The sequence below is a fragment of the Chryseobacterium hilariae genome (assembly GCF_051400735.1).
Classification (GTDB): Bacteria; Bacteroidota; Bacteroidia; order Flavobacteriales; family Weeksellaceae; genus Chryseobacterium.
This window is the reverse complement of record NZ_JBLFFJ010000005.1, coordinates 368759-393861: the sequence shown is the minus strand read 5'-3', so window position 1 is coordinate 393861 and position 25103 is coordinate 368759. Positions and strand designations below refer to the sequence as shown.

General features: G+C 34.9%; 20 protein-coding genes and 2 tRNA genes. 8 read left to right on the top strand and 14 right to left on the bottom strand.

Annotated features, from left to right (window positions below; all coding sequences use genetic code 11):
* Positions 1-240: 240 nt before the first annotated feature.
* Positions 241-915 (top strand): NHL repeat-containing protein, encoded by a 675-nt coding sequence (locus ACMGDK_RS16610; protein ID WP_436808978.1) that lies wholly within the window; start codon positions 241-243, stop codon positions 913-915.
* A gap of 2 nt (positions 916-917) precedes the next feature.
* A complete protein-coding gene (locus ACMGDK_RS16605; protein ID WP_436808977.1) occupies positions 918-1598 on the top strand; it encodes a T9SS type A sorting domain-containing protein in 681 nt (226 codons plus the stop codon).
* A 637-nt stretch (positions 1599-2235) separates the two neighbouring features.
* On the opposite strand, the gene ACMGDK_RS16600 is transcribed toward ACMGDK_RS16605, so the two are convergent.
* The 6 genes from ACMGDK_RS16600 to ACMGDK_RS16575 form a co-directional block, all read right to left on the bottom strand.
* A complete protein-coding gene (locus tag ACMGDK_RS16600; RefSeq protein WP_436808976.1) occupies positions 2236-2706 on the bottom strand; it encodes a hypothetical protein in 471 nt (156 codons plus the stop codon).
* A gap of 9 nt (positions 2707-2715) precedes the next feature.
* The gene (locus tag ACMGDK_RS16595) at positions 2716-6291 is read right to left on the bottom strand and encodes a DUF6443 domain-containing protein (protein ID WP_436808975.1); all 3576 of its coding nucleotides are present in this window, start codon (positions 6289-6291) and stop codon (positions 2716-2718) included.
* A 10-nt stretch (positions 6292-6301) separates the two neighbouring features.
* On the bottom strand, positions 6302-9223 hold the full coding sequence (locus ACMGDK_RS16590) for a hypothetical protein (protein ID WP_436808974.1): 2922 nt from the start codon (positions 9221-9223) through the stop codon (positions 6302-6304).
* Positions 9224-9229: 6 nt separating this feature from the next.
* On the bottom strand, positions 9230-10783 hold the full coding sequence (locus ACMGDK_RS16585; RefSeq protein ID WP_436808973.1) for a T9SS type A sorting domain-containing protein: 1554 nt from the start codon (positions 10781-10783) through the stop codon (positions 9230-9232).
* 1005 nt (positions 10784-11788) lie between these two features.
* Positions 11789-12493, bottom strand: a complete 705-nt coding sequence (locus ACMGDK_RS16580; RefSeq protein WP_436808972.1) for an MBL fold metallo-hydrolase — start codon at positions 12491-12493, stop codon at positions 11789-11791.
* Between the two features lie 54 nt (positions 12494-12547).
* Positions 12548-13135 (bottom strand): Crp/Fnr family transcriptional regulator, encoded by a 588-nt coding sequence (locus tag ACMGDK_RS16575; RefSeq protein WP_436808971.1) that lies wholly within the window; start codon positions 13133-13135, stop codon positions 12548-12550.
* A 329-nt stretch (positions 13136-13464) separates the two neighbouring features.
* Here ACMGDK_RS16575 and ACMGDK_RS16570 point away from each other — a divergent pair, with 329 nt between their 5' ends.
* The 5 genes from ACMGDK_RS16570 to ACMGDK_RS16550 all read left to right on the top strand — a co-directional run bounded on the left by ACMGDK_RS16570 (position 13465) and on the right by ACMGDK_RS16550 (position 16832).
* Positions 13465-14742: an erythromycin esterase family protein gene (locus ACMGDK_RS16570; protein ID WP_436808970.1), complete on the top strand. Its 1278-nt coding sequence runs from the start codon at positions 13465-13467 to the stop codon at positions 14740-14742.
* A complete protein-coding gene (locus ACMGDK_RS16565) occupies positions 14742-15644 on the top strand; it encodes an ABC transporter ATP-binding protein (protein ID WP_436808969.1) in 903 nt (300 codons plus the stop codon). The genes ACMGDK_RS16570 and ACMGDK_RS16565 overlap by 1 nt, the downstream gene beginning before the upstream one ends.
* Positions 15637-16407, top strand: coding sequence for an ABC transporter permease (locus ACMGDK_RS16560; RefSeq protein ID WP_436808968.1), 771 nt, complete (start codon positions 15637-15639; stop codon positions 16405-16407). The genes ACMGDK_RS16565 and ACMGDK_RS16560 overlap by 8 nt, the downstream gene beginning before the upstream one ends.
* Before the next feature lie 244 nt (positions 16408-16651).
* Positions 16652-16726, top strand: a tRNA-Pro gene (locus ACMGDK_RS16555).
* Between the two features lie 32 nt (positions 16727-16758).
* Positions 16759-16832: transfer RNA gene (locus ACMGDK_RS16550), tRNA-Arg, on the top strand.
* 121 nt (positions 16833-16953) lie between these two features.
* Here ACMGDK_RS16550 and ACMGDK_RS16545 read toward each other — a convergent pair.
* Positions 16954-17550: a hypothetical protein gene (locus ACMGDK_RS16545; RefSeq protein WP_436808967.1), complete on the bottom strand. Its 597-nt coding sequence runs from the start codon at positions 17548-17550 to the stop codon at positions 16954-16956.
* Positions 17551-17900: 350 nt separating this feature from the next.
* Between ACMGDK_RS16545 and ACMGDK_RS16540 the strand changes: the two genes are divergently transcribed.
* Complete coding sequence (locus ACMGDK_RS16540) at positions 17901-18695, top strand: helix-turn-helix domain-containing protein (protein ID WP_436808966.1); 795 nt, start codon at positions 17901-17903, stop codon at positions 18693-18695.
* A gap of 37 nt (positions 18696-18732) precedes the next feature.
* Here the strand turns inward: ACMGDK_RS16540 and ACMGDK_RS16535 are convergent, their stop codons facing one another.
* The 7 genes from ACMGDK_RS16535 to ACMGDK_RS16505 form a co-directional block, all read right to left on the bottom strand.
* A complete protein-coding gene (locus tag ACMGDK_RS16535; RefSeq protein ID WP_436808965.1) occupies positions 18733-19074 on the bottom strand; it encodes a helix-turn-helix domain-containing protein in 342 nt (113 codons plus the stop codon).
* Positions 19075-19091: 17 nt separating this feature from the next.
* Entirely contained in the window at positions 19092-19532 is a 441-nt protein-coding gene (locus ACMGDK_RS16530; protein ID WP_436808964.1) for a transposase, read from the bottom strand.
* A 51-nt stretch (positions 19533-19583) separates the two neighbouring features.
* On the bottom strand, positions 19584-20330 hold the full coding sequence (locus ACMGDK_RS16525) for a phage tail-like protein (RefSeq protein ID WP_436808963.1): 747 nt from the start codon (positions 20328-20330) through the stop codon (positions 19584-19586).
* 725 nt (positions 20331-21055) lie between these two features.
* Complete coding sequence (locus ACMGDK_RS16520) at positions 21056-21931, bottom strand: helix-turn-helix transcriptional regulator (RefSeq protein WP_436808962.1); 876 nt, start codon at positions 21929-21931, stop codon at positions 21056-21058.
* A 457-nt stretch (positions 21932-22388) separates the two neighbouring features.
* Complete coding sequence (locus ACMGDK_RS16515) at positions 22389-23243, bottom strand: SH3 domain-containing protein (protein ID WP_436808961.1); 855 nt, start codon at positions 23241-23243, stop codon at positions 22389-22391.
* A gap of 4 nt (positions 23244-23247) precedes the next feature.
* On the bottom strand, positions 23248-24075 hold the full coding sequence (gene prmA, locus ACMGDK_RS16510; protein WP_436808960.1) for a 50S ribosomal protein L11 methyltransferase: 828 nt from the start codon (positions 24073-24075) through the stop codon (positions 23248-23250).
* A gap of 258 nt (positions 24076-24333) precedes the next feature.
* Positions 24334-25047 carry a 3-ketoacyl-ACP reductase gene (locus tag ACMGDK_RS16505; RefSeq protein ID WP_436808959.1) on the bottom strand — a complete coding sequence of 238 codons (714 nt, stop codon included), beginning with the start codon at positions 25045-25047 and terminating at the stop codon, positions 24334-24336.
* Positions 25048-25103 lie beyond the last annotated feature (56 nt).

Here is a 25103-nt window from a genome sequence, read left to right as displayed (position 1 = left end):
AATTTAAAAATTAATCTCTTATGAAACACTCCTTAAGTGAGAGCCTAAATCAGTACACTTTTTGCTGACGATTTACAGTTGTAACAAAAAAGTTCAAACTTAGAATGAAAATTACATTTTAAAATAATTTTATCTCTTCTTTTGAAAATACAATACTAATTTGAAAGGATTTAAAAGATTTGTATTAAATTTAATCATTAATGAATTAAAATATTCAATACATTTGAACTTAAAAAATATATGAAGAATAAATTTTTATTTTTTAAGAAGAGTTTATTTTCACTTTTCTTTATTTCCGCTTCTTTCTTATGGGGACAAACCGATTGGCAATATCTTGGATCACAAATATCTGCAGGTGCTTCCAACTATACAAGCCTTGCCATTGCTTCAAATAACACTCCGTATATTGGCTATCAGGATTCAAGCCAAAGTAATAAAGCAACTGTAAAAAAATTTAATGGCTCCACATGGGAAACAGTCGGAACAGCTGGTTTTTCAACAGGTAGTGTGGCGTTTACCAGCATTGCCATTGCTCCAGACGGAACTCCTTATATTGGTTTTTCGGATAATAGCAATTATGATAAAGTTACCGTGATGAAGTTTAACGGTACTAACTGGACAACAGTAGGCACTGCTGGATTTTCAGCAGGCTCTACCATTTCCCTTGATCTTGCCATAGCCCCCGATAACACTCCCTATATTGCCTATAGGGATAACGGAAACAGTGATAAAGCTACTGTAATGAAGTTTAATGGCACTAATTGGGTAACTGTAGGAATGGCAGGATTTTCAATTGCACAATCTTATACTATAAGCCTTGCTATAGCTATCGATGGCACTCCGTATATTGGTTATCAGGATACGGGCCAAAATAATAAAGCTACAGTAATGAAGTTTAATGGACAAACTGGATAACAGTGGGAACTGCCGGTTTTTCAGCAGCAAACGTACAGTATACCAGTATAGCTATAACTCCTAATGGCATTCCTTACATAGGCTATTTAGATTCTTCTACAATGTATGACAATGCTACAGTAATGAAATATAATAGCACTAATTGGGCAACAGTAGGAACATCAGGATTTTCTGCCGGTGCAGCATATTTTACCAGTCTTGTTATAGCACCTGACGGAACCCCCTATATTGGCTACATGGACTATAACAAAGGAGGAAGGGCCACAGTAATGAAGTTTAATGGAATTAACTGGACAACAGTAGGCACTGCTGGTTTTTCGGGAGGGGCAGTACAATCTACCAGCCTTGCAATAGCGCCAGATGGTAGCCGCATTATTCTAGGATATTTTGATCAAAGCTTAGGCTCCGCTACTTTTGCTAAGTATTATAATTTAGCCCAATTAAGCACAAAGGAGAACTCTTTTCAAAAAGTAATTATCTACCCTAATCCAACAAAAAGAGAATTTAATATACAAACAAAAAAGAAAATAAAATCTTCTACAGTATCTGATATATCGGGTAAAGTCATATTAACAGCTGTTTCAGAAAAAGTTGACCTTTCGGCTCTTCCCAAAGGTGTATATATGATTAATATTCATTTTTCGGATGATAGTATTGCTTCAGAAAAAATTATCAAAGAATAAAATTTCTGAATACAATAAGTATAATATCAAATATGTCATCCAAAATTTCTATTCGAAAAACTAAAATGATGAAATTTATTAATCAGTAAAGGTACGGAAGGCTACCCAGTATTTTCAGGAATCAGTAAATAGTTAAAGTCTTCCCGTAATTACTTTAAGCAGCTAGCTTTCAGGTTTAGATATCTTGTTCTGTTCAATAACTTTTAAAGATAAATGACAATGAAAGCAGTAAAATCATAAACAGAAATTGGGATGTAGCAGGTATTTGCAGTTCCCGAAAGACTTTGATAAACTAAAAGATACCTGGCAGTTGTTTGTTCCTAATGCACCAAGATTAACAGTTTGGACTTTTGGATCGCACACTAATGTCAAAAATTTACCAAAAGCCGTCTGACACCTTTTAGGTAAATTATTTACACTACGCCTAAATTCACTTGCTTCACTATAAGACTTAACATATGCTAGGTAAAGAATCTAAAACCGGGTTCGCCAAATAATTGATTTACTACATTAGATCTAAAGCTGTTTAACAAGGAAGAATCTAAAAAGAGAGGCTGCACCAAAAAGGAGCAGCCTCTTAATAATTTACTTTCTTTCCAATTCTTTCAACATTAATTGCATTTATATAAAGGAATTATTATTTTGTTCTGAATATTTTAAATAATATTTTTTGAAATATTGTATAGTAATTACCTATTTTTTCGACTCTAAGAGCATCTATAAAATCATAATAGTTCGAATAAAGGTCCATTCGTACCACAAATAATTTCTCATTATTCTTATTATAAAGAACAAAAAAATCCGCTTCTTCATTTCCCGTTTTATAACCTTTTATATCTTCTATCTTTATTGATTTACTAATAAAGAATAGCTTTTTATAGTATAAAACTCCATCTTTTATCTCTGCAAACACAATTTCGTTATAGATTTTGTACCAAAGAAAAAAAATGGTGAACAAAGCTATTAATTCAAAATAAAAAAGCCATAGATATCTCTCTTTGAAGACTAAAGTAGTCTCAGTCAATAACAAGTATGGTAATAAAAACGATACTAAACCTAGTAAAATTAAAATGGGCGCACTACTTATTATCTTAAACTTTAATTTCATATCATTTTTTTACGGTTTCCCAAATAATTCTTCTCCTGTCTGTAATTCATATAGAGTTTTCCCTCCAAAATAAGCGAGAGATACTAAAGCACCAACCGGGCCTCCAAAAACGCCTACACCAGTCATTATTGTGTCTACAACAAATTCTGTTTTTGTAATTTGCCCTGTAGACACTTGATAAATTCCTACTCCAACTCCAACTACTGCAAGAGCGTTACCTACAATTTTTAGACCTTTTGCAGCAGTTGCAACTTTCGACGTTTTAACCATATTACCGGATAACTCTGTTCTAAATGCAGGTTTAGCATAATTATCCAAAACAGTAAAATTAACAGAAGAATTATTTTGAAGCGCCTTTGTGACATATGCAGTAGTTTTAGCTACGGCTTGATCCAAGCCTAAAGAAGTGATGTCGTAATATTTATTATTAACGATTTCATCAATATAGTGGTTCCTAGAAAGCTTCCCTTCCCAAGCATTATCGGCAAACTCCATAACTCCATCCATAAACATATTCATATGGTTTTTGAACTGTTCTGCCCACTTTGATTTATCTCCTATGAAATGAAGAGCAGGGAGCTCTTTGTAAATTGTAGGAATAAAAACATCCCCTATACCAATGAAATTGTATAAACTTCCACTGATATCTCCATAACTTCCTCCCAAATTGTTTCCGTTGGATCCAGGGGAAGATGTATTTGGGCTTACATATGTTCCATTAAAGTTTATTGCAATACTACCCCCATTCTGAAAATAATCGCCCATATTTTCCCATTGGGTATTTTGTCCAGCCGGAGACGATTTCCACATTGCCGACATAAAATCTTCACTCAGCCTCCCGTCTGGGTCTATATATAAAATTGGATTGTTTATAACGTAAGCGTAAGGGCTAGAAAAATGGAACTTTTCAGCAAGTTGGTCAACTCCATTCCATCTACCTAAATCTGGCATATATTGCCTCCAGCCGTAGTCCAAATTACCATTGGTTTGCAATTCTTTCCCGTTGTAAAGATATTTAAATTTATTATTAGTTGCATCTCCTACGTTGTACCCTGCATGCTTTAGACCAAAAGCATAGTAGTTATTCTCTTCCAGTATAACCGGCTTCCCATCAGCGCCTTTAGTATATGAAATCCTTATATTTCCTAAGTGATCCTTATAATTATATACATACCGGTTATTAACAAAATCGAAATACCCTTCTTCATTTGATACAACAGAAGAAGTAGTTGTACCCGAAGAAGTTGTATATTGGAAATTTCCCACGTAATCAGTTACAACCGCTCCATAGCTCATCTGCACTTTAACTCCATCTGCTGTATAAATATAATTAGTATTCAGTGATTTATTGTTATTAGTGACTTTCGCTGGAAGATTAAGGAAATTATAAGTAATACCTATATAACCCTTGTCTACGTGATTAGTCATATTTCCATTGGCATCATAGGAGATACTGTTACCACCTACAGGATATCCGGAAATATTATGACTAGCATCTTTTACATAAGCCAATCTATTGCCTAGGTAAGTATATTCAAGTCTATCAATCTGTTCTGCCGTTCCATTTAATCCTTTTGAGTTACGATAAAGATTGGTAATGTTTCCGTTGAGATCATATACTACAGATTCGCTATAAAACTCATTAATGGGTACAGTGCTTGTAGTTTCGGAGTAGCTGGCGTCTGCCAGTCTATTTAGGGAATCGTACTGATAGGAATATCTCCTTAATATACCATCATTTCCCGTCGCCCAATCTACCTGCGCAATGTTACCATTGTATTTAGGGCTTGCATACCCAGGATAGAGAGTGTTAGTATATTTTAATTCATATCCAAAGAGTTTACCAACAAGATTTGTCGGGTCGTTAACTTTAGTCAGCCATCCTCTGATATTATAAGTATAATCTATGCTTTGAAGATTATTACCAACTTTTTTATTAATAACCTGCCCCACATCATTATATGTATACTCCGACAGCAATTCTTCTGTATTGGAATTAATCTGTTGGTAATGCTTGGACAAATAACTCTGAGAAGTATATACGAACCTATCCTTAATTGTTACTTCTGTAGCACTACTATTTTTGGAATGGTAAGTGTATATTTCTTTTGTTTTGCCTGAAAAATCCACTTCAGATTCTGTCCTTGTAAAACCACCTAAATGATTTTTCCCATAAGTACCGATTGGTCTGCCTAAAGTATCGTACCATATAACTGCAGATGACCAGTTATCATTCTCTACATTTTTTATATAACTAACAGTTGGAAGAGCTTTAGTGCTTCGCACTGATGCATAACCATTAGACGTAAAAGATGTAGGATTATCCAAAAGAATAGGTTGGTTTAATATCTGACTTGGCTGTATTGGCGATCCATTGGGATAAGTATCATAATAATTAACTGACAGTAAAGTAACCCATGTCGAAGAGTCCGGATAAGTTGTATCAGGATTGTCATAATAAACATCCATTCCTTGCCTATTGTAGAAAACATAGTCTATTCTATTGACATTGTTTAAACCTTTTTGATCAACGATAGCTTGTTCATTGGCTCTCGTACTCCCCATGTTGATGCCACTAACCACTACCCTTCCAAAACGATCATATTTCATATAGGCCCATTGGTTTTTTGCTCTCAGATTACCGTCTTGTGATGCCACTAGTCTATTTTGCCCATCATAGATCATATATTCCCAATCCTTTCCAGGTAGCTTTTTTTCAACCAACCTATTATATTTATCATATTTATATTGATAGCATAATTGATCTAACACGGTTGATGTTAGGGTAGAAATTGCTGCTTTAGGTGGTATAATAAATGCTAAATTCCCAAAGTCATCATACACATAATATGTATCAAAATTTTCTACGCTTCCATCAGACTTAATATTAAGTTTCCTATTTAATATAGTTTTGTTGGCTGCATTACTGTAATTATGAATTTCATTATTGTCTTCATCTTTTGTTACAATCTTAAATAATGTATTGGTATCATAATATCCATTAGAGGTATAATCATCATCTGCTACAACAATTATAGATACATTATTAATCTTTGTTGAAGGATTCCATACGGTAACAGCTTTGAATCTTTTTACAGTATTAGCTGAATTGAGCAGATACTCCTTTCTCTGAATGTGATTTCCATTCATTTGCCAATCTATCCCAGGTGAAGCTGATTTCTCAATTCTTGCAAATGGCGCTTTTTCAACTTTTACTTCGAAGAAAGGATTACTAACTCCATAATAGGTACTTGCAGTATTTTCAATATTATTCGTAATGAAAGCACCATCTTGGGAGTCTAATGGTAAAGGAAGATACGATTTAGTTAGTTTGCCATCTGTATCATACAAGAATGGTACTATTATGTCCTTTCCAGAAGGAGAGGCTTTTATCGCTACACTTTGCTTAGGCCTACCTATTCCATCTAGATATTTAACATTTTGGGTTTGTGCTGCACTAGCCTGTTCCGAAGTTACTGCTTCAAGATAAGTTCTACTATATATATAATTTTCTGAAGCTGTTAAATTTTGGGAATGAAAAGTAGTAACAATTAGAATATTTATTAATAATATTAGCTTTTTCATATTCGCACTTTTAAGGTTGTGGCTTGATGTTATACTTATAATCCTTAATGATGTTCCCATTAACATTTATTGTAGATTTTAATCTGCCATTCACATCATAAACATAAGTTTCGCGCATACCGCTTGGAGAAGTGGCAGTAGTCATTCCTATTAAGGGATCATAAGTATAAGTGGTAATAGAAAAGTTCTTTAAAGCTGGATGTGTTCTGAATGCATCCAAAGCGTTAATCAGATCAGATTCTGTTGAAGAATTTATATCTAGATTGGACTTCGAAATAATATCATCAGCTAGATTTCCAATATCTGATAATTTTGCGCCTTCAATTTTTGCAATTGCCTGAGTTTGATTATATCCCCAGATCACAACACTCGGTACTCCTTCACCGGTAGTTTCGCTAATGTTTGCTGTCAGTTGGCACAGTTTTCCATATATATCAAATACATCAAACTTTTCAATTGTTCTTACGCTGCCATCATTTGGATTGGTGGCAAGTGTTGAAGTCGGATAAAGGTGATTTATATCATCAAATTTAGTTTCAACTTTACCTGTTGATTTTCCATTTACTTTTGTTTCAATTTCTACAGGAACAGATACCATATTGGAATTTAACAGACGCGTATTGTTTTTGTCATAGGCATACCTGATCCACTTTTCAGATATATTTCCATCTGTGGATGTCTCTTTTACGTAAGCTGTTCCATAATTAGATAAATTATTAAATATGGTTTCTGTTTTGCTTTCAGCATACTGGGTACCATCAAAACTTTTTATTGTTGTTAAGGAGTTTTTAAAATAAGCTGGTTTGGTATATCTGGTTGGCATGCCATCGAATCCGTTAATTACTAAATCAGGAAGATTATGCAAGGTTTCAAGTGTATATTCATAACTATTTGATGCCAACAAATCATTCTGAGCATTCAATATCTCTTTTTTTTCCAAAATACCCGATCTAGCTATCATATAATTCGACCAAAATTCTGTAGGATTACCATCTACAGTATAAGGCGTTTTAGGATAATCATTAGGCGTTTTGTAATAATACCTAGTATAACCGTTTTGTCCATCTGTAGTCGACACATTCTTATACAAGACATAACCTGGAAAAACATTTTGGTTATCAGCCTCATTTCTAAAAACATAACCACTTGAACTGTTTAGGTCGTTGAAATAGATATATGAGAAAGTTTCAGTAATTAATGGTGTTGTTTCGGCATTACTATTGTAATTTTTGATATTTTTTATTCTAGGTCCATAATTTAGAGTAACATTTTTATTGATATATGGTGGATTTTTTAACTTGATTTCAGCTTGCGATAACCTTGCTTTTCCTCCCGTACCAGAGACTTCAATATTATAATTTCCAGGATATAAGTAATAACTTTGTGGTTCAAAAGTATTGATGACAACACCATCTTTTTTCAGAACATAATTGATCTCGGTGTGATAATGCCCACCAGGACCGCCACCAGGATCGTTTGGATCCGGATTATCATTAGGATCTGTAGGAGGATCAGGAATCCAGATACCCGGCTGATAATATTCATCAACTAAAAACTGTAAGTATACCGTTTTCTGCTTGGTAGGATCTCCTGAAATCGTAAAATTATAAGTTGAGCTCTGATTGGTATCTACATTTAAGATAGAAAGAAAATCTCCCTGGTACTGAATAATAGGATCAACGATACCTTGGCTGGTTTGCATACGTTCCAAATATTCAGGAGTACTTCTATTGAAAAACATTTCATGCGGCTCATAATTATATTCGACAACACCACCAGTAGGCGAAATAATCTTTCTCAATAATCCTGGAAGTATGTAAGCACCCCAATTGTCAGGCTCAAAAGTTTTTGTCCAATAGTAAACTCCATGAGGATACCCTTGTCCTCCAGTAGGATAGTAAGTGAATACTGTTTTATCATATTCTTGCAGATCTCTGTTTAATTTGAAAAGCTTATCCAACATTCTGCGACCAATACTCTCACTAGCGCCTGGATACAATCCAACATCTACATACGAGAATTTATATCCAGAAACAGTATTTCCTTGTGGATTTTTTAGTAAGATCTGAGAAATACTGTAAGGGTCATTCATGGAATTTTCTTTAGCACTATCATAAACATAAGTAATGTTAATTGAGCCCACGCCCTCAGAATTTATTTTGGCCAGCTTGCAAACTCTATACAAAACGGAAGAAAGAGGATTATCATTTTCGTACTTTGTATCTTTTCTATACTCGAAGCTTAGCACTGGAGAATCATTCGGCAATTTTATTGTTGTTAAATAAAAAGCAGATCTGTATAGATATATCTCATCTCTTGAGCTTTCGCTGTAGTCACTAAAAATATACTTATACCCTTGTTCATCTATAATTGTAAAATTGTTAATCTTAAAAGTTGAAGGATCGCTATCCCTAGTATAAGAAATTTTAACCTTATTTGCGGTCAGGTTTTCAATATCAATAGTATTATTTGCAATATTTCTATTAAATCTAAACTTTCCCGAAACTCCAGGTAAATTATAATAGAACAAATCATTGAATTCATCTGCCTTATAATCAGTAGCATTGGGCCGGTAAGTAGCTTCGTTGATTGCATCAATGTTTTCTCTCGATATAACCCCACCTGCAAATAATGACCACCCGGTTCCTACATCACTAGAAGGCTCAATTGTTCGCAAATTCATAGGATTATATGATAATTGTATTGGGATTGAAATACTTTTTGATCTAGAAGGTAGATTTAATAATGGAATGCTGACATCGGTAGCTCCAATGGCTAAGGATGCAGGGGTATTATTATATGTTGCCAATGAAGAGATTGATGAAACAGGTCTAGAAAAGTCCCCAAAATTTATTTCTTGCTGTTGCGCATGTAATGTAATAAACTGCCAACTGCTAATGATCATCAATAGAACAGTTAATATTTTTCTCATCTTAATTTATTTCTTAATGATTTTTGCACTTGCTTCTTTATGAGTATCCGTTTTTATAGTGATAAGGTAAGCTCCCTGAATCAAGGATTGAGTATTAATCTTTGTAACTTTATTCTTTGTTTTAATTTGTTGCAATAGCTTTCCACTCATATCATAAAGAACAATATCTGCTTCCTTAAACTCATGCCCGATCTCAACATACGTGTAATCCGATACAGGATTTGGATAGACCGTGATTTGCTTCTTTTCGATCAATTGGTCAATCTGTATGTCTCCCAACTTTACAATCTTCCAATTTTCTTTTCCCAACTCCTCTGCACTGGTTCCTGCGAGGATAATAGAACCATCTCTGTTAAGATTAATATCAGATAATCTTTCCTCCTTCTTTCTGGATGCCCCCTTCACATGTTTTCTCCACTCTTCCTTTCCCTCCTGATCTAAATACAGCATCCAGAAAGTTTCATCATCACTTTCTATTCTTTCTTCTGCCTGAGTATAACCACCTAATAAGATACCTTTAGTTAAAAATTCTGAATTATCAGATGAGAGGTGATTGATTGTGCTCATTCCCTTTAAAATATCCCTGTTCTTAAAGCTGTAGGATTTCTGCCATAATTCTTCCCCTAAGTCATTTATAGAAATAAGCCATAGATCAGTTCCTTCTTCAATACCTGAAGTCTTATTACCTGATTGCTCTGACCTGCTTTCTCCGCCTAAAATATATCCATTGGAAGTAGAAGCCAAAGTCCGTATATGATCATCTGCCTTTCCGCCAAAGTTCTTTTCCCATTGTACTTTTGCATCTTTGGTGAGCTTTATAATCCAGTAATCTCCTTCACCATAATTGTGAGTGTTTTTAGATCCACCTGCATCACTCCTTGAATATATCCCAACTAAAACACCTCCATCTTTAGTCGGAATCATCTTCTCAACTTCATCGAGGCCTTTTCCTCCTAACACCAGTTCTGAAATTACATTTCCTGTTTTATCAAGCCTGATGATCCATGCATCCTTAGAACCGTATCCTTTAGCAGAATTCTGTATATTACTTGCTACAAAATAGCCTAAGTCTGTAGTTTGAATAACAGTTCTTGCTTCTTCATCCGAACCCGCCCCTAAAGACTTCTGCCATTGTTCCTCACCAAATTCATTGATTTTAATGAGCCAGAGGTCCGATCCTCCTTTGGAATCCACTTTCTTATCCAAAGAATTTCCCGAAAAAGAGGTTCCTGCAAGTAGAAATCCACCTTCCTGTGTAGCGACAGCTGAAGTCAGGAAATCGTGCTTCTCTCCTGAGAAATACTTTTCCCAGACTACTTCTCCCTGCTGGTTGAGCTTAACCAGATGGAAATCGTAACCGTTGTTTTGTTTTTTGTCTGTGAATGGTGGTTTTGAAGATTGAATACAGCTTCCTGTAATAAGATATTGCCCATCAATGGTTGATGTTACTTTGCTCAGAAAATCCTGTGTTGAGGATATGATCTCTTTCTGCCAAAGGACTTCTTGACCTTGTAAGCAATATGACACAGCTATTAGAGCTGTCATAATCGTGGTTTTCATGGAGTTAGTTTTTTTTTAATTAGCAAGTTAAATATAATGAAAAATTAGAAATGCGAACATATTAAAATTTTTCCTATAGCATTATCTCAATACTAAAAGAAAGAAAGAAAAACTTACATTACTTAAACAATTATCCTTTAGTCTTACCTTTCGTATTTGTATCACTATTACTCTGCAGATGGTTTAAAATAACGATCATGCCAACTATTCCGTAGATATTTTTAAATAATAAGAAGCATTTTATATATTAGTGCTAGAAAACAAAAGTGTTCTTTTGACAGCGGTTACATTGCAGTATATACAGCGGTATCTTGTGGGCGTAAACCGAAGAGTTAGTAGTTGAAATTATGTCCGTGGCAAATTCATGGCAGTTATTACAAATAGCATTAATAACATTCACAATATCAAATATTTAAACTATTAAGTTCGAAACCCTCACTTTCCGCCGAGACATAAAAAACGCAGTTTGGAGCGCATAAACGAAGGTTGTGGCAGAATCGTGGCAAAACGATTATTCAGCAGCCGGAAAACAGTGCTGCCAGGGCTAAAAACGAAAAAGGTTCGAATCCCTTCCTATCACAAATATTTCAAACAACTTCATAAAACAAAATAGAGTTGATTAATTACCAACTCTATTTTATTCAAAAATTGTAACTTTTATGAAGTGATTAGGAAGCTAATGCTTATGGTCACAGGATTCGAACTGATCACCGGTTACCTAAATAACTAATTAGCAACGAGATATATTCTAAATAAAATAATATTAAAATGAAAAGGTTCGAAAACGCATATCTTTCACCTTATCTCAACAGGATTCGAACTATTTTTCAAGTTTTATAAAACGTTGTTTTTCAATTAAATATACGTAAAATCCAGTTTAGATCAACTAACAACCGGTTCGATGATAATCCTGCCAAGCTCACTTAAGGAGACACTATTTGATAGTCGTCTCCTTTTTTTATACCCATAAAAATCTGTGACCCAAGCTTTTTACTATCGGGACATTCATAATTCGATTTTCGAAGCCTGAATTCTTCTACTGCATTCAGCTACAAATTGTTCAAACTTCCGATCTGTATTTCGCATCACTGGCCCGTGACCGAAGCAGATAATAGCGGGGTTCAGTTTTGCTAACTTCTGAAGCGATTTGATATTGCGCTGCTGATCCGAGGTGAATATATTCGGCGGAAGCCTCAGACCGGTTGCTGTCGTGAGCAAGTTCATATTCGTCGCCACATCTCCAATTATCAGTACACCATTCCGCTCACGGAATAAAGAAATATGACCTGCCGAATGTCCGGGTGTCTCTATTACCCGAAAATTCCCGATCATATCGTTTTCAACAATTGTCCGTTCGACTTTATGTCCCTGACCTGCCCAGTACTTTTGCTGAAGCTTGGCTACCCAATGTTTCGGGGTTGGATAGTCACTGGTTACCATACCCGTTTCGGTCCTAAAAACTTCGCCGGGATGACAGAGTAAAGGTATCGCGAACTCAGCGCATATCTGATCGCTACAGCCCTGATGGTCTGCATGCGCGTGCGTCAGTATATGTTGATCAACGGGAATTTTCTGGAGAGCCTTCTTTACAGTGGTATACGAACTCCGTATTCCGGAATCTACCAATACACCTTCAATAATATAGCAGTTGATACTGTTTCGCGGCATCAGTGAAATCTGGAACACTTCGGGAGCAATTTGACGTAACATAGGTTTTTTGTGCAAATCTACATCTCTGATCAGGCCGGAATAAGGACATTTGTCCTATAATATGTTGGGTCTATGTATTTGTCCTTTCGCACGTGTAAGCGATCGCTGCGTGATGCCCAGGTACGATGCCAGATCCTGCGTCGCTATGCGCTGAATGAGCCTCGGTTCGCTAGACAGGACATGACGGTATTTATCCACAGCCGATTTATTATTATAATTCATCAGGTAACGTTCCTTTTGGTTATATTCCTGCTCCATCACTGATTTTATAACTCTGTTCCAGGCGGTCACCTGACCAAGCAGATGCTGATAGTCAAGGTAGGCTATCCTATAGATTACGCTATCTTCTATAGCCCTGATACTCCTTCTGGATTTTTCCTGTGTTACAAACTCTGGAAACGAGGTGGCAAATTCATTTTCAAACTTGAAGCAGGTAATGTTTTCCTTTCCCTCTTTGTCGATAGCGTATGCTTTTACAGCGCCATTAGCAATAAATCCAATATGACGGCAGGATTCATCCTCCCGAATAAAAAAATCACCTTTTTTTAAGCGGATCGGTTTGAAGAACTGCGCAGAAAAGTTGATTTCCTCGGCTGATAGTTCTCCTGTTGAGGATAGGTAAGTTTCAAATACATCAGTCATTTCATCCTTTTATTTTCTTCTTAACTGTCTATGGGTTATATACCAAATCCAGCATCCAAATCTAAGAATTATTGTACATTCAAAACTAATAATTATCTCTGTTATTCTTTTTTGCATCAAATAAATGATGACATGTTCTTCCTTAATTTTTTTTTACCTTTTGCAGACAATACCCTGTTAAAAAACCAGATGACAATTCGTCATTACTTTTATCATGATATTAGTTTCATAGTTATACAAATAATTCACACTGAAGAGTAACATTATTTGCTAAATCAACACCTATTAAAGAAAACAGACAACAATCTATAACTATGTAAATTCAATTCATGAAGAAAATAATTTATGCTTTCATAATTTCTGTTATTGCAATTTTTGTTCTGAACAAAATGGTTTATCAGGAAGTTCCCCAGAAAGAACAACAGAAGCAGCTTTCTGAAGTACTTCGTCATCAGCATCCCATTAAGAGCATTTCTATGGAATACCGTGATAACAGCGATCTGAAGGTACTTGATTCTGTGCTAAAGGACAATAAAGTTTTGATGCTGGGAGAAAATACGCATTTTGACGGTGCTACTTCACAGGCAAAAAGCAGGCTAATCAAATATCTTCATGAAAACCTGGACTATCATGTAGTTTTATATGAAGCAGGCCAATATGATACATGGCTAATGAACAGGGAAATGAACAGCCACAGTATGAAGATTACTGAAGATTCCATAGCTGGTCTCGGTCTTTTCTGGTTCTGGTGGGCAAGCACTGAAACAAGACCGCTTATTCAATATTATCAGAAAACTAAAGTCTCCGGCACACCCATTGAGCTTGGGGGTTTTGATATTCAGTTTTCCGGAAACGCGCTTTCCGGCAGGCGAGGTAAGCTCCTGAAAGAATTTCTAAGCAAGAACAAGATCAATATTAACAGCTTTCCTGTTTTTAATAAGAACATTAATGATCTTGACAATCTCACCTTTGACTATTATGCCAATAAGATGCTTAAAGGGAATCAAAAAAATGAATTCCTCCGTGAAATCAGCAAGCTTCAACAGGCAGTTTTAAAACTTGAGAAAACATCAGAAAACATGATGTATGCTCAATATTTGCATGATATGAAAAATAATTTTCATAAGTCATGGAGATACAAACCCGGATCAATGCCGAGCATGCAATTCAGAGATTCCCTTATGGCCAGAAATCTTATCCATCAGATTGATTCTGTGTACAAAGACAAAAAGGTTATCGTATGGTGTGCCAATATCCATACTTTCGCGGAAAGATATAATAAAGATTATCTTCCATTAGGAGCTTATATCAAAAATAAATACGGCAAAGCTTCTTACATGATGGATTTTTCGTCTTATGCCAAAAAGAGTGAAAAGGGAAATCTTATTAATAAACCAGGGAAGTTTGCTATTGAAAATACATTTCATAAGACAAAAACGCCCTACTTTTTTATGAACCTGAGGGATATTCCGGAAGGCTCGCTTTTAAGAAAGGAGTTTGCATCAACTGTTAATCAAGGAATTGATCAGAAGAGAATCTGGAGCAGATCTTTTGACGGAATATTCTATATAGACACCAATACTCTATTAACACCAATCAATAAATAATGGAAAGCATAAAAACGCAGAACCTGAGTTATACAATAGGCTCTAAAACTATTTTAAACAATATCAGCCTGAATGTTCCTGAAGGCAGTATTTATGGCTATCTGGGAAGGAATGGAGCAGGAAAATCCACCACAATAAAGCTACTTTTAGGGCTTCTGGAGGAATCCAATGATAAAATATTTATTCAGAATAAAAGTTTAAAGCAGAACCGTACAGAGATTCTTGCCTCAACCGGAAATCTTATAGAAGCGCCCTGTTTTTATACAAAGCTGACTGTTTTTGAAAATTTAAAATACCTGGATATTATTTATGAAAAAGGAACTAAAAGAATTGATGAGGTTCTGGAGCTCGTAGATCTGCATAAGGAGAAAAAAAAGAAAGCCAGCGCTTTATCAATGGGAATAAAACAGCGTCTTGGAATTGCCATGGCCATATTCCATGATCCAAAGCTGCTGATCCTGGATGAGCCTCTAAACGGCCTTGACCCTCAGGGTATTTTTGAGATGCGAAAACTTTTTCAGAACCTGAATGATCAGGGCAAAACGATCTTCCTTTCGAGCCACATTCTGAGTGAACTGGAAAAAACCGCTACCCACATCGGGATCATTGAAGGTGGAAAAATGGTGTTCCAAGGAACAAAAAACGAACTCCTGAGCCAGGTTGAAAGAGAGATCATTTTAAAGGTAAACAATGGTGAAAAAGCTGTATCAGTACTGCAGGAAACGTTTTCTGCTTCCCAAAGTGAGCCTAATAAAATTTCGGTAAAAATCAGTGACGACCTGGAATTCAATATGCTCCTGAAGACAATAGTCGGAAATGATATTGAAATTTATGACATAGAATCTCAAAGTACCAATCTTGAACAAATTTTTATTAACCTAATTTCTAAAAACCATGACTAATACTTTTTATAAAGCTTTTTCATCCGAACAATATAAGCTCTCAAAAAATAAAGAGATTTTTGGTGTACTTCTGGTTCCCGCTTTTGTCATTTTAGCCATTACTTTTTACATTGCATATGATGTTATCAGTTCAGGGGTGGCAGAAAGTACTGCCAATCCGTGGAAATATGCGCTGGGAAGGTATGTTTTTATGTTTTTTTATTTGCTGTATCCTATTCTGGTTTGTCTTTTTGTTCATGCCTGCTGTGACGTAGAATACCGGAATAATAATTATAAAATTCTCTTTACCATTCCCGTTTCGAAGTTGAAAATCTTTTTTTCTAAGGCTTTGTTTATTCTGGTTACGGTTCTGTTATCCATATTGCTGTCGTACATTGTATTTTTAGGAAGCGGTTATCTCCTTTCAGTCATTTTTCCTGCCCTGGGTTATCAGAATTATGATTACAGGGAGGTTATATTTTATGTTTTCTTAAAGTTCTACATTACACTTTCTGCTATTGCGATGGTACAGCTGGCATTAAGCCTGGTATTCAAAAACTTTATTTATCCTATTGGGTTTGGCATGTTCATGCTTTTGTTCACGGTAATGGTCAAAGACAAGGAATTTTCAGATTTTTTGGTTTATACCGGAGGTTATAAATCCTTAGAAAATTTTCTGAATGAAAATATTCCTTTTGAAAGACTTGATTATTACAATATAGCTGCGGTGTTTATTTTTATTGTGGTGAGTTTTTATTTGTTTGTGAGAAGGAAAAGGAGTTAATTTTTAAAAAATTGTACATAGTGAGTTTCCAATCCCAAAACATGCACCATCTTTACATAAAACACTGATATTTAATAATCAATACCTATTGAGTCTTAAAAACTGTTATTCTCTTTATTCTTTATTGTTTGGTAGGGCCGATTAATAATTCAATATTTTTTCAAATTTCTCTTTTTTATTTGAAAAAAGTTACTATCTTTGCACTCGCTAAAACGAAGTAAAATTCGCTTAGATGACCATCAATCGGGGCGTAGCGTAGTCCGGTCATCGCGCCTGGTTTGGGACCAGGAGGTCGCAGGTTCGAATCCTGCCGCCCCGACTGTTTTAGTAATTTTCTCAAAATTATTTAATGGGTGCGTAGCTCAGCTGGATAGAGCATCTGCCTTCTAAGCAGACGGTCTCAGGTTCGAATCCTGACGCGCTCACTAATCAAGTCTTTACAGCAATGTAGAGACTTTTTTTTATTTTATTCAGATCCGGGTCATTTTTAGTAAATGGTAGTTAAGGAATCTATCTTTAATAAAACTTCGGCGAAATCACATCAATTTACCGTTCCCATTCTTTGTTAATTTCTTCCTGTGTTTTATTAGGAGCGAAGTACGCATCCCAATGCTGAATGACATCGTAAGTAATCGCTTTATTAATCATCAGCTGAATATCCGGGATAGCCCATTCGGGTAAGTTTTTTCTTTCCAGTCCATTGGTATAAACCTTTACTGCTTTTCCGTTTATCATATTTACTTTCATCAATAAAGAGGGAGCCATATAGCCTGATATACTCTGACCTGTATAAATTTGATCAACGACTTTTCCATTATTGAACTCTATTTTGAGCTCAATATAGTTTCTTGCCTTTGTAGATTTTACGCCGTACCTGGCATATCCTTCGATTGATTTCAATGATTTCAGATAATTGATCGTATTCTGCCGGCTTTCTTTAATATAGCCTATATGGTTAATGCTTTGCGTATGTTCTTCTATTTGCCTATCAATTTCAGCATTGAACATAGGAATCATCTTATCATTTGGTTTGTCAACAACATCAAATTCCGAACGAGAAGTAAAAACAACATCATAAAAAAGAATAATCACTATGCCAATTATCACTATTCCGATTATAAAAGGGTTAAATTTTCTTTTCATAGTTATATTTGTAAGATGGCTAACATTTTTCATTAATTTTTCATGTGCTTTCCTGTGGTTATCTGTATCTATATTCTTTGAAAGCTAGAAATTCTTAATTTATTAACAGTACTGCAACAAAAATTTTAATACAAAAAGGATAATGTTTTATGTGATTTCTATCACCATATAAAACCTCTCTTTATTGAATATTATCATTTTTTTTCGGAAATTGATAATTAACACCGGGTTATTTACCATATTATTGCGTTATCATGATAACGTCGTTTTACAAAAAAAATATATTTCTGGGTACTATACCAGGCATTATGAGTCACATTTTTCATCTCATATTTTATGTTTTCATTTCAATGGCAGTTGAGAAGAAAAAAAAATTAAATGCCTCTTCTGAATTTTATAATTACATAAACGTAAATGATAAAACCAAATCATGGGCATATCCTCAACTTCAAGAATTTTTAAAGGCAGTTAATCTTAGTCCTAATTTTTCAGCACTACTGAGCAAAAAGTCAAATACAGAAGGAAATGATGTCCGTTGCATATGTAGCCAACAGATGAAAGGCCTGAGCTTAATGGCTAAGGATTGCAAAGTATGTCTCAAGTCTATAAAGAATCCACAACAGATTAAAATTTTGATTTTATGCTTGGCTGTTGCAATAATGATAATTATAGGCTTAATTATATTTATCAGAATAAAACCAAATATAAATAACGATTCAGAGGTTTATTCGCTTGAAAAAATCACTAATATAAGCCCTGTGGAAATAACCGATGCCAAATTACCAAATTCAATTAACAGTAGTACTGAATTGTTAATTCTGGCCAAGCTAAATAATTTTGAAGAAAATAAAATGTTTACAAAAAAAGGGGTTACGCTTGGCAATCTTGCCACAGAATTCGGTACGAATGTAAAATATTTATCTGCGGTTATTAAAAAATACAAATCGGATAATTTTAAATCCTATATTAACAATCTCAGAATAAACTATATCATTACCAAGATGGAAAGTGACATTGCATACAGAAAATATAAGATAAGCTATCTTGCAGAAATCACTGGCTTTGCTACGGCTTCTTCGTTCACCAAAACTTTTAAAGAAATTACGGGACTTCCTCCATCATTATATTTTGAGAATAAAGAATGATAAACCGGTTTGCTGCATAAAAAACTAAATGCGGATCTCATTTCGCTGAATAAGTTGCTGTAAAATTTTTTTTCCACTTGGCAATCGTATTCCTGCTCAATTTGAAAATCGCAGCAGTTTGTGTATTACTTAAATGGTTTTCAATCTGATAATTTAAAATCTTTAAAATACTACTTTTATTATAGGCTTTGTGTTTTTGATTTAAAGTAAATGTGGACTTATCAATACTTCCGAAAATTTTTTGATTCAGCTCAATGATATCAAATTGAGACAGCTCATTTTTATTTATTATTGGCATACAGACATCTTTCCTGTCCGGAAATTTTTGTTCAATTATATCTAAAAAGATCAGCTTATAGTTCGGTGTAAGATTCTTCATATACGTTATATTTTGATTTAAGCTTCCATACTTTCATATTTAGTTATCCACTTATATAAGGTTGTCTTTGGAATTCCGTACCTATTTATTACTTGTATTTTTGTCATTTCTCCGGAAAAAATCTTTTCCATAATAAATGCTATTATTTCAACTGTATACAAATTTTTACGAAATTCAGGCACTGCCGGCTCTTTCTTCTTTTGATCTTTATTGCAGAGCTGGGCCTTTGTTTGAGGAGAATATAATATCAAGTGATGCGTGTAAACCCTGAAAAAATCATATTTCAGAAGCTTGCACCAACTGAGAAGAACTTCTGTATCCAGAGTTTCCGCCTCGTACATTTTTTTGATTTCCTCTGCGTCGCATTTAAAAAACGTGCAGATATAGCTTATTTCAAGTGTTGATTCCTCGACTTTTAAACAAATCAATTTTCCAATATGTAAGTTTTTATAATTCATGCTGTATTGCAAATAATTGAGCAAAATTCTTGAAGTTTAATAAATCGGATATTAGTCAGAAACTTTGAATATGGATACTGAGACTTTGCTATCTGTAAGTAATGATAAATTAACGTTTCCAGTTTCAACAGCAAATGTGATTGTTTCGCCAGCGTTCAGCGGAACAATAGCTCCAAGAGTAGTGGAGGTAACAGGTACCGAAGCAAGAGTAACACTGAGAATAGACACACGGACAGCATCAATAATTTTCTGCTCAAATACAGTACTGCCATTTTTCAGGATACCTAACCTTTTGCCACCTAGCACACTTAAATCAACACCTCCTGCCAACTGGACCTCATATTTTACATCATAAAGTCCTGTTTTGGGAGCTGTATAAACCCCATTGTCGAGAAGCGTTGGAACCCCGGCTTTAGTATCTGTTGATGTAAGGCTTATTTTATTCCAGCTTGTCCCAGAAATACCCAGATTTATTAGCGACCAAGCACCATTTTTGCTTGCAAAAAGCGTTGTTCCTGACCCACCGGAATCCTTGTTACCATTAAAGTTTGTCCAGACATTGTTTGGGGCATCATAATAGTAATAACCTGATGCTGTAACCTCTACTGTTTTGGGTGTTGAAATTCCAACGGGTACCGTAACATATACAATTGCACCATTTTGAACATTTCCGTAAACAGAATCTTTAGCTTTTAATTGATCACCTGTAACACGTGGAGGTAACAGTCCATCAATTGAAGTTGTTAGTGTTGGGTTTCCTACAATATCCATCGTTGCAGAAGGATTTGCAGTATTCACCCCAACCTGCGCATAAAATGCTGATGTTATGCTTATAGTGAATAATAGAAATAATTTTTTTTTCATGGTATTTATTAGATTTTGTTATTAGTTACTTAGTTCTTAAACATTTCAACATGTTTTAGCTTTAGACAATGTAAAAATCAATACAAATTTGCAGACTCACAAACGAATACCTATCCGTTTTCTGAAATTTAATTTATAAAATTTCGGAAAATAACTATATATTTTAAAAGAAATAACAATATGATTACCAGTACGATAAAGAGATAAAAAAGAGGTTTCTCTTTATTAGTTGTTGTTGAAAACCTTATATCTAATATTTGCAATTTAATCTGGCAGGAAGGGTACAAATTTTATTATTCTTTAGTCCAAAAACATATCTAACTCCATCCTAATTCTGAATATCATCATCCAAACTATTAATTTGATCATTTTTATTCGCTTATATATCAATGTTTTGATTAAAAAAGATTTTAATTTGTATCAATTAAAGATTATATAATTCAGTTTGAGTGTTAGCTGACTGATATAGCTTTTTTTTCAAAAATAATTTTTTTTTCATCATTTGTGTTGTTGCCACACCTAATATAACTGGTGTGGCTTTACTTTGTTTAAAAATGAAAATCCAGATTGTTTAGGAAAAATTAAGCCAGGATCTGTTCATGGCAAAGCTGTCAATTAAAACCTTCCAAAACATAATTGATGTAAAGTGTATAAAAAAATTATCTTTTGGTTGAGAGAGATCTGAATTGAGATGGAGTTAGATTTGTTTTGCTTTTAAAAAATTTAATGAAGTTTGTTACTTCCTTAAAGCCCAACTTGTATGCAATTTCACTTATGCTTTTATCATGATAACAAAGATTTCTTTTGATTTCGAGAATCATTCTGTTTATCAACCATTGTTTTGGTGTTTGTTTTTCTTCCTCTAGAAAAGCTATTTGAAGTGTTCGCAAACTCACATTTAAATTTTCAACATAAAATTCTAAGGTATACCTTTGGTGGATATTTTTATTAACCATAGACTTGAATTTTGACAGTAAAAGCTTGTTTTTAGAAACAGCAAGCTTTCTATCCTTGTAAACAGATAAGTTTTCTGCAATTAAGAGGATGTTGAATAAGTAATTATTTAATATAGCAGATTGAGCTTCATGATAAGGTCTTTTAAGCTCATCACTTATAAAACTAAACAAAGAGGAAATCTCATCAAATCTTTCCCTTACATCGAAATAAGGTAAATTTAATGGATCATTAAATAGATCTGTCTGTCCAAAAAACTGGGTCTGAAATAAATTATTTGCACAAAAAAAGTCTTCAGTAAAAATGAGCACCCTGCCCTTGTAATTGGCAGGCTCATGGAATTGAGTAACCTGATTTTGAGTAACAAAAAGCATATGCTTATGCTCTATATCAATTGTATTAAAATCTATAGTATGCTTCCCCTCGCCTTCGTCGAAAAGATAGATAACATTAAATTCTGTTCTATGTGGTTGGAATAACTCCGCGGGCCGCAGTAATAACAATTCTGATATATTTTTGGTGTTGATATAAGAAATACCATTATCAGCATTGAGAAATGGCTCGATTAGAAATGCATCCATTGTTGTATTTATATAAATGAAACGGTTAAAGCAGTAATATATTTACATTTTTTTATTTCTCTTTTGAAATTTAACACTACAAAAGCTGATGCACCATAAGGGAATCTCTGTCATAATAAAAATAACAAAGACTTACAGAACTTTCTGTCACAACTGCCATGTGTATTCCAAAAAAACTGCACCTATACTGATGCAGTTTGTACACAAATGATAAAAAAATATCTAGGATCTCTTACGTCCTTAATCATCTTTGAATCTATACAACTCATTTTGATTACTACCACAAAAATAATTCCTCAACATGGAATCGTTTTGATAAAAAAACGTATAAAAAGGGTAAATACGCGAAGTAAAGAAATAATAATATAAAAGTCGATGTCCTATTACCTGTTAGCCTATTATAAAAAGTCACCATAATTTTATATGGCAGCTGGTTTTATAATCAGTTTTTGGATTTTTATTTAAGCTTATAAGAGCTTCCATTCCAGAAATACGTTTTGGAAGAACGCTTTTTCTTCTCTCTGTCCTTCTCATCTTTTTCCATTTCCTCCATTTTAAAAATAAAAGCATTAGGAATTCCGCCCTGATCGTTTGGGAATACAAATTCCTCGGAATGATAATACACATCGGCATCCCCTACATTTGTCAGCTGTGGCAGGACAACCAGTTTTTTATCTTTAAAAAGAACATACTGGCTGTAGCTTGCAATTCCACAGGCTTCGCCGGAAACCATAGCTTTAAGCGTCAGTTCCACATTCTGTAGCTTATGTCCGCTTTCAATGGTAAATGTAGCATAGCTTAACTCCTCTCCTCTTCCGGTGTCGAAGTACACCTCATCAATCAAAGTATTTCCTTCCATCGCTTTTATTCCGGCAATGTTCTGCTTTACAGTTTCCTTATATTCTTTATTTTTCCGGTCTACCGTTTTTGAAAGTCCAAAAAGGAAGTCATAGCCGTTCTTGTTTCGATAGCCTACACATAAATTTCCACCCCAGATATATCCCTCGGAAACCAAATCTCCTTTCTGGTAGGAAACTTTATACCAATTGGCGCCTCTTTCGCCCAACTTAAGTATTGCATCTTCCTTTTTAAGGATCATCACCTGTTGGTTGGTTTGCAGCGAATCTGTTACTTCAGCTTTTACATCCGGTTCTTTTCTTACTCTGGTCCAGTCTGTAAAAATTTTCTGGGGTTTGTTTTCTTCAAAGCTGAAAACTCCGTCAGGATAAACGCCATTTTCTTCCTGTGCAGAAAAAAACTGCAGCAACATCAAAAATAAAAGGCTCAGTAAAGATCTCATATTTACATCCATTCCATTATTTTTCCAGCAACAGGCTCACCCATTCTTCACGCTGAAGTTTCTTTTTAAGTTCCAATCCGCTTTCTTTGCATACTTCCAGGATATCATCTACGTCAAAAAAGCACAGTCCGGAAAGCAGAAGTTTTCCCCCTTCATTCATAACAGAAACATAGGTTGGAATATCAGAGATCAGGATATTCCTGTTGATATTGGCCAGAATGATATCAAAACTCTCTTTTCCTAAATTATCTGCGGTTCCCAATTCAATATCCAGCTCAACACCATTTCTGGCTGCGTTTTCTTTTGAGTTTTCTACAGACCATTCATCAATATCGATTGCTTTTACATCTCCGGCACCCTGCTGTTTTGCATAAATAGCCAGTACAGAGGTTCCGCATCCCATATCAAGCACTTTTTTACCGTTGAAATCAATATCCATCATCTGCTGGATCATCAGGTGCGTTGTAGGGTGATGTCCTGTTCCGAAAGACATTTTGGGCTGAATGATAATTTCATGCATTCCCGGGACAGATTCATGGAATTCTGCCCTGATCAACACTTTATCATCAATATTAATCGGTGAAAAATTCTTCTCCCATTCTTCATTCCAGTTGATATTGGGCATTTCTTCGAAAGAATACGTAATCTGTACATTTTCATTTTCAAAAAGCGGAAGTGCCTTAAGTTCTTCTTCGTTAAAAAGTTCTTTCTGGATATATCCTAAAATTCCGTCAATTTCTTCCGTAAAGCTGTCAAAACCTATTTCAATAAGCTCTGCCATTAATATCTCGTTCCATGGCTGCAATGGAGAAATTTTGAAATTGAATTCTAAATAATTTTGCATGTGAGTGAATAATTTAGTGCAAAAATAAGGATGTTATTATTGTTAAAAAAATTGAAGTGTCATGAGTCTTGTATATTTTGAGAATAATGCCTTTTGTTTTAACGGTAAGGCTGGTTCTGCTTTTATGTTTAGGCTAAAGCCGGATAGGTTTGTGTCAATAGAGAAAGCGGGCTAAAGCCCGCTCCTATTGAATATTTATTATATGAAGCTAGTTCCTACAACATCATGTAAACCCGAATCCCGGAACTTTTAGCCAATCTACGGATTTGTAGAAAAAATAGATCCGTTGGCAATCAATGCTCTTCTGTTCATTTTCAAAATATCTCTTACCCATTCTGCAAAATCTTCCGGCTGAAGCACTTTATCCGGATTTCCGTCTGTTAGTCCTCCCTGAATACTCATATCGGAAGCAATGGTACTTGGTGTCAAAGTGATTACACGGATGTTCTGCTTTCTCCATTCTGCCATCATCGACTGTGACAGAGATACTACCGCAGCTTTGGATGCTGCATAAGCTGACATATTCGGACCGCCTTTTAAGCCTGCTGTAGAAGCGACATTTACGATATCTCCTTCGCCATTAGCCTTTAGGAACGGATAAACTGCTTTAGCCGCATAATATACTCCGAATAAATTGGTCCTGATTACCTGTTCCCAGGTTTCGGAAGACATATCTTCAATGCTTCCAAAATCTCCGATTCCGGCATTATTAATCAGGATATCTACGCTTCCCAGTTGTTTTGCGAGGGATTCGATACCTGTTTTCACTTCGGATTCATTATCAATACTGAAAACAGCATAGGCCGAGTTTACTCCAAGCGCTTTAATCTCTTCAGCTGTACTTTTAAGATTTTCTGCATTTCTACCGGTGACAGCAACATTCACTCCTTCCTTAGCCAAGGCCAAGGCAACCGCTTTTCCTAATCCTCTTCCACCACCTGTTACGATGGCATTTTTTCCGCTTATATTCATAATATTATTTTTCGTCAGACAAATTTACGAAAGAACATTTTTAAAAGGCCGGCAGA

Bases quoted from the DNA above. Each gene is read 5' to 3' on its own strand.
- ACMGDK_RS16545 (WP_436808967.1), bottom strand. From the start codon at position 17,550: ATGAAAAGAAAATTTAACCCTTTTATAATCGGAATAGTGATAATTGGC.
- ACMGDK_RS16530 (WP_436808964.1), bottom strand. From the start codon at position 19,532: ATGAATTATAAAAACTTACATATTGGAAAATTGATTTGTTTAAAAGTC.
- ACMGDK_RS16595 (WP_436808975.1), bottom strand. From the start codon at position 6,291: ATGAAAAAGCTAATATTATTAATAAATATTCTAATTGTTACTACTTTT.
- ACMGDK_RS16535 (WP_436808965.1), bottom strand. From the start codon at position 19,074: ATGAAGAATCTTACACCGAACTATAAGCTGATCTTTTTAGATATAATT.
- ACMGDK_RS16520 (WP_436808962.1), bottom strand. From the start codon at position 21,931: ATGGATGCATTTCTAATCGAGCCATTTCTCAATGCTGATAATGGTATT.
- ACMGDK_RS16560 (WP_436808968.1), top strand. From the start codon at position 15,637: ATGACTAATACTTTTTATAAAGCTTTTTCATCCGAACAATATAAGCTC.
- ACMGDK_RS16610 (WP_436808978.1), top strand. From the start codon at position 241: ATGAAGAATAAATTTTTATTTTTTAAGAAGAGTTTATTTTCACTTTTC.
- ACMGDK_RS16590 (WP_436808974.1), bottom strand. From the start codon at position 9,223: ATGAGAAAAATATTAACTGTTCTATTGATGATCATTAGCAGTTGGCAG.
- ACMGDK_RS16580 (WP_436808972.1), bottom strand. From the start codon at position 12,493: ATGTTACGTCAAATTGCTCCCGAAGTGTTCCAGATTTCACTGATGCCG.
- ACMGDK_RS16515 (WP_436808961.1), bottom strand. From the start codon at position 23,243: ATGGATGTAAATATGAGATCTTTACTGAGCCTTTTATTTTTGATGTTG.
- ACMGDK_RS16565 (WP_436808969.1), top strand. From the start codon at position 14,742: ATGGAAAGCATAAAAACGCAGAACCTGAGTTATACAATAGGCTCTAAA.
- ACMGDK_RS16540 (WP_436808966.1), top strand. From the start codon at position 17,901: ATGGCAGTTGAGAAGAAAAAAAAATTAAATGCCTCTTCTGAATTTTAT.
- ACMGDK_RS16570 (WP_436808970.1), top strand. From the start codon at position 13,465: ATGAAGAAAATAATTTATGCTTTCATAATTTCTGTTATTGCAATTTTT.
- ACMGDK_RS16575 (WP_436808971.1), bottom strand. From the start codon at position 13,135: ATGACTGATGTATTTGAAACTTACCTATCCTCAACAGGAGAACTATCA.
- ACMGDK_RS16585 (WP_436808973.1), bottom strand. From the start codon at position 10,783: ATGAAAACCACGATTATGACAGCTCTAATAGCTGTGTCATATTGCTTA.
- prmA (WP_436808960.1), bottom strand. From the start codon at position 24,075: ATGCAAAATTATTTAGAATTCAATTTCAAAATTTCTCCATTGCAGCCA.
- ACMGDK_RS16505 (WP_436808959.1), bottom strand. From the start codon at position 25,047: ATGAATATAAGCGGAAAAAATGCCATCGTAACAGGTGGTGGAAGAGGA.
- ACMGDK_RS16600 (WP_436808976.1), bottom strand. From the start codon at position 2,706: ATGAAATTAAAGTTTAAGATAATAAGTAGTGCGCCCATTTTAATTTTA.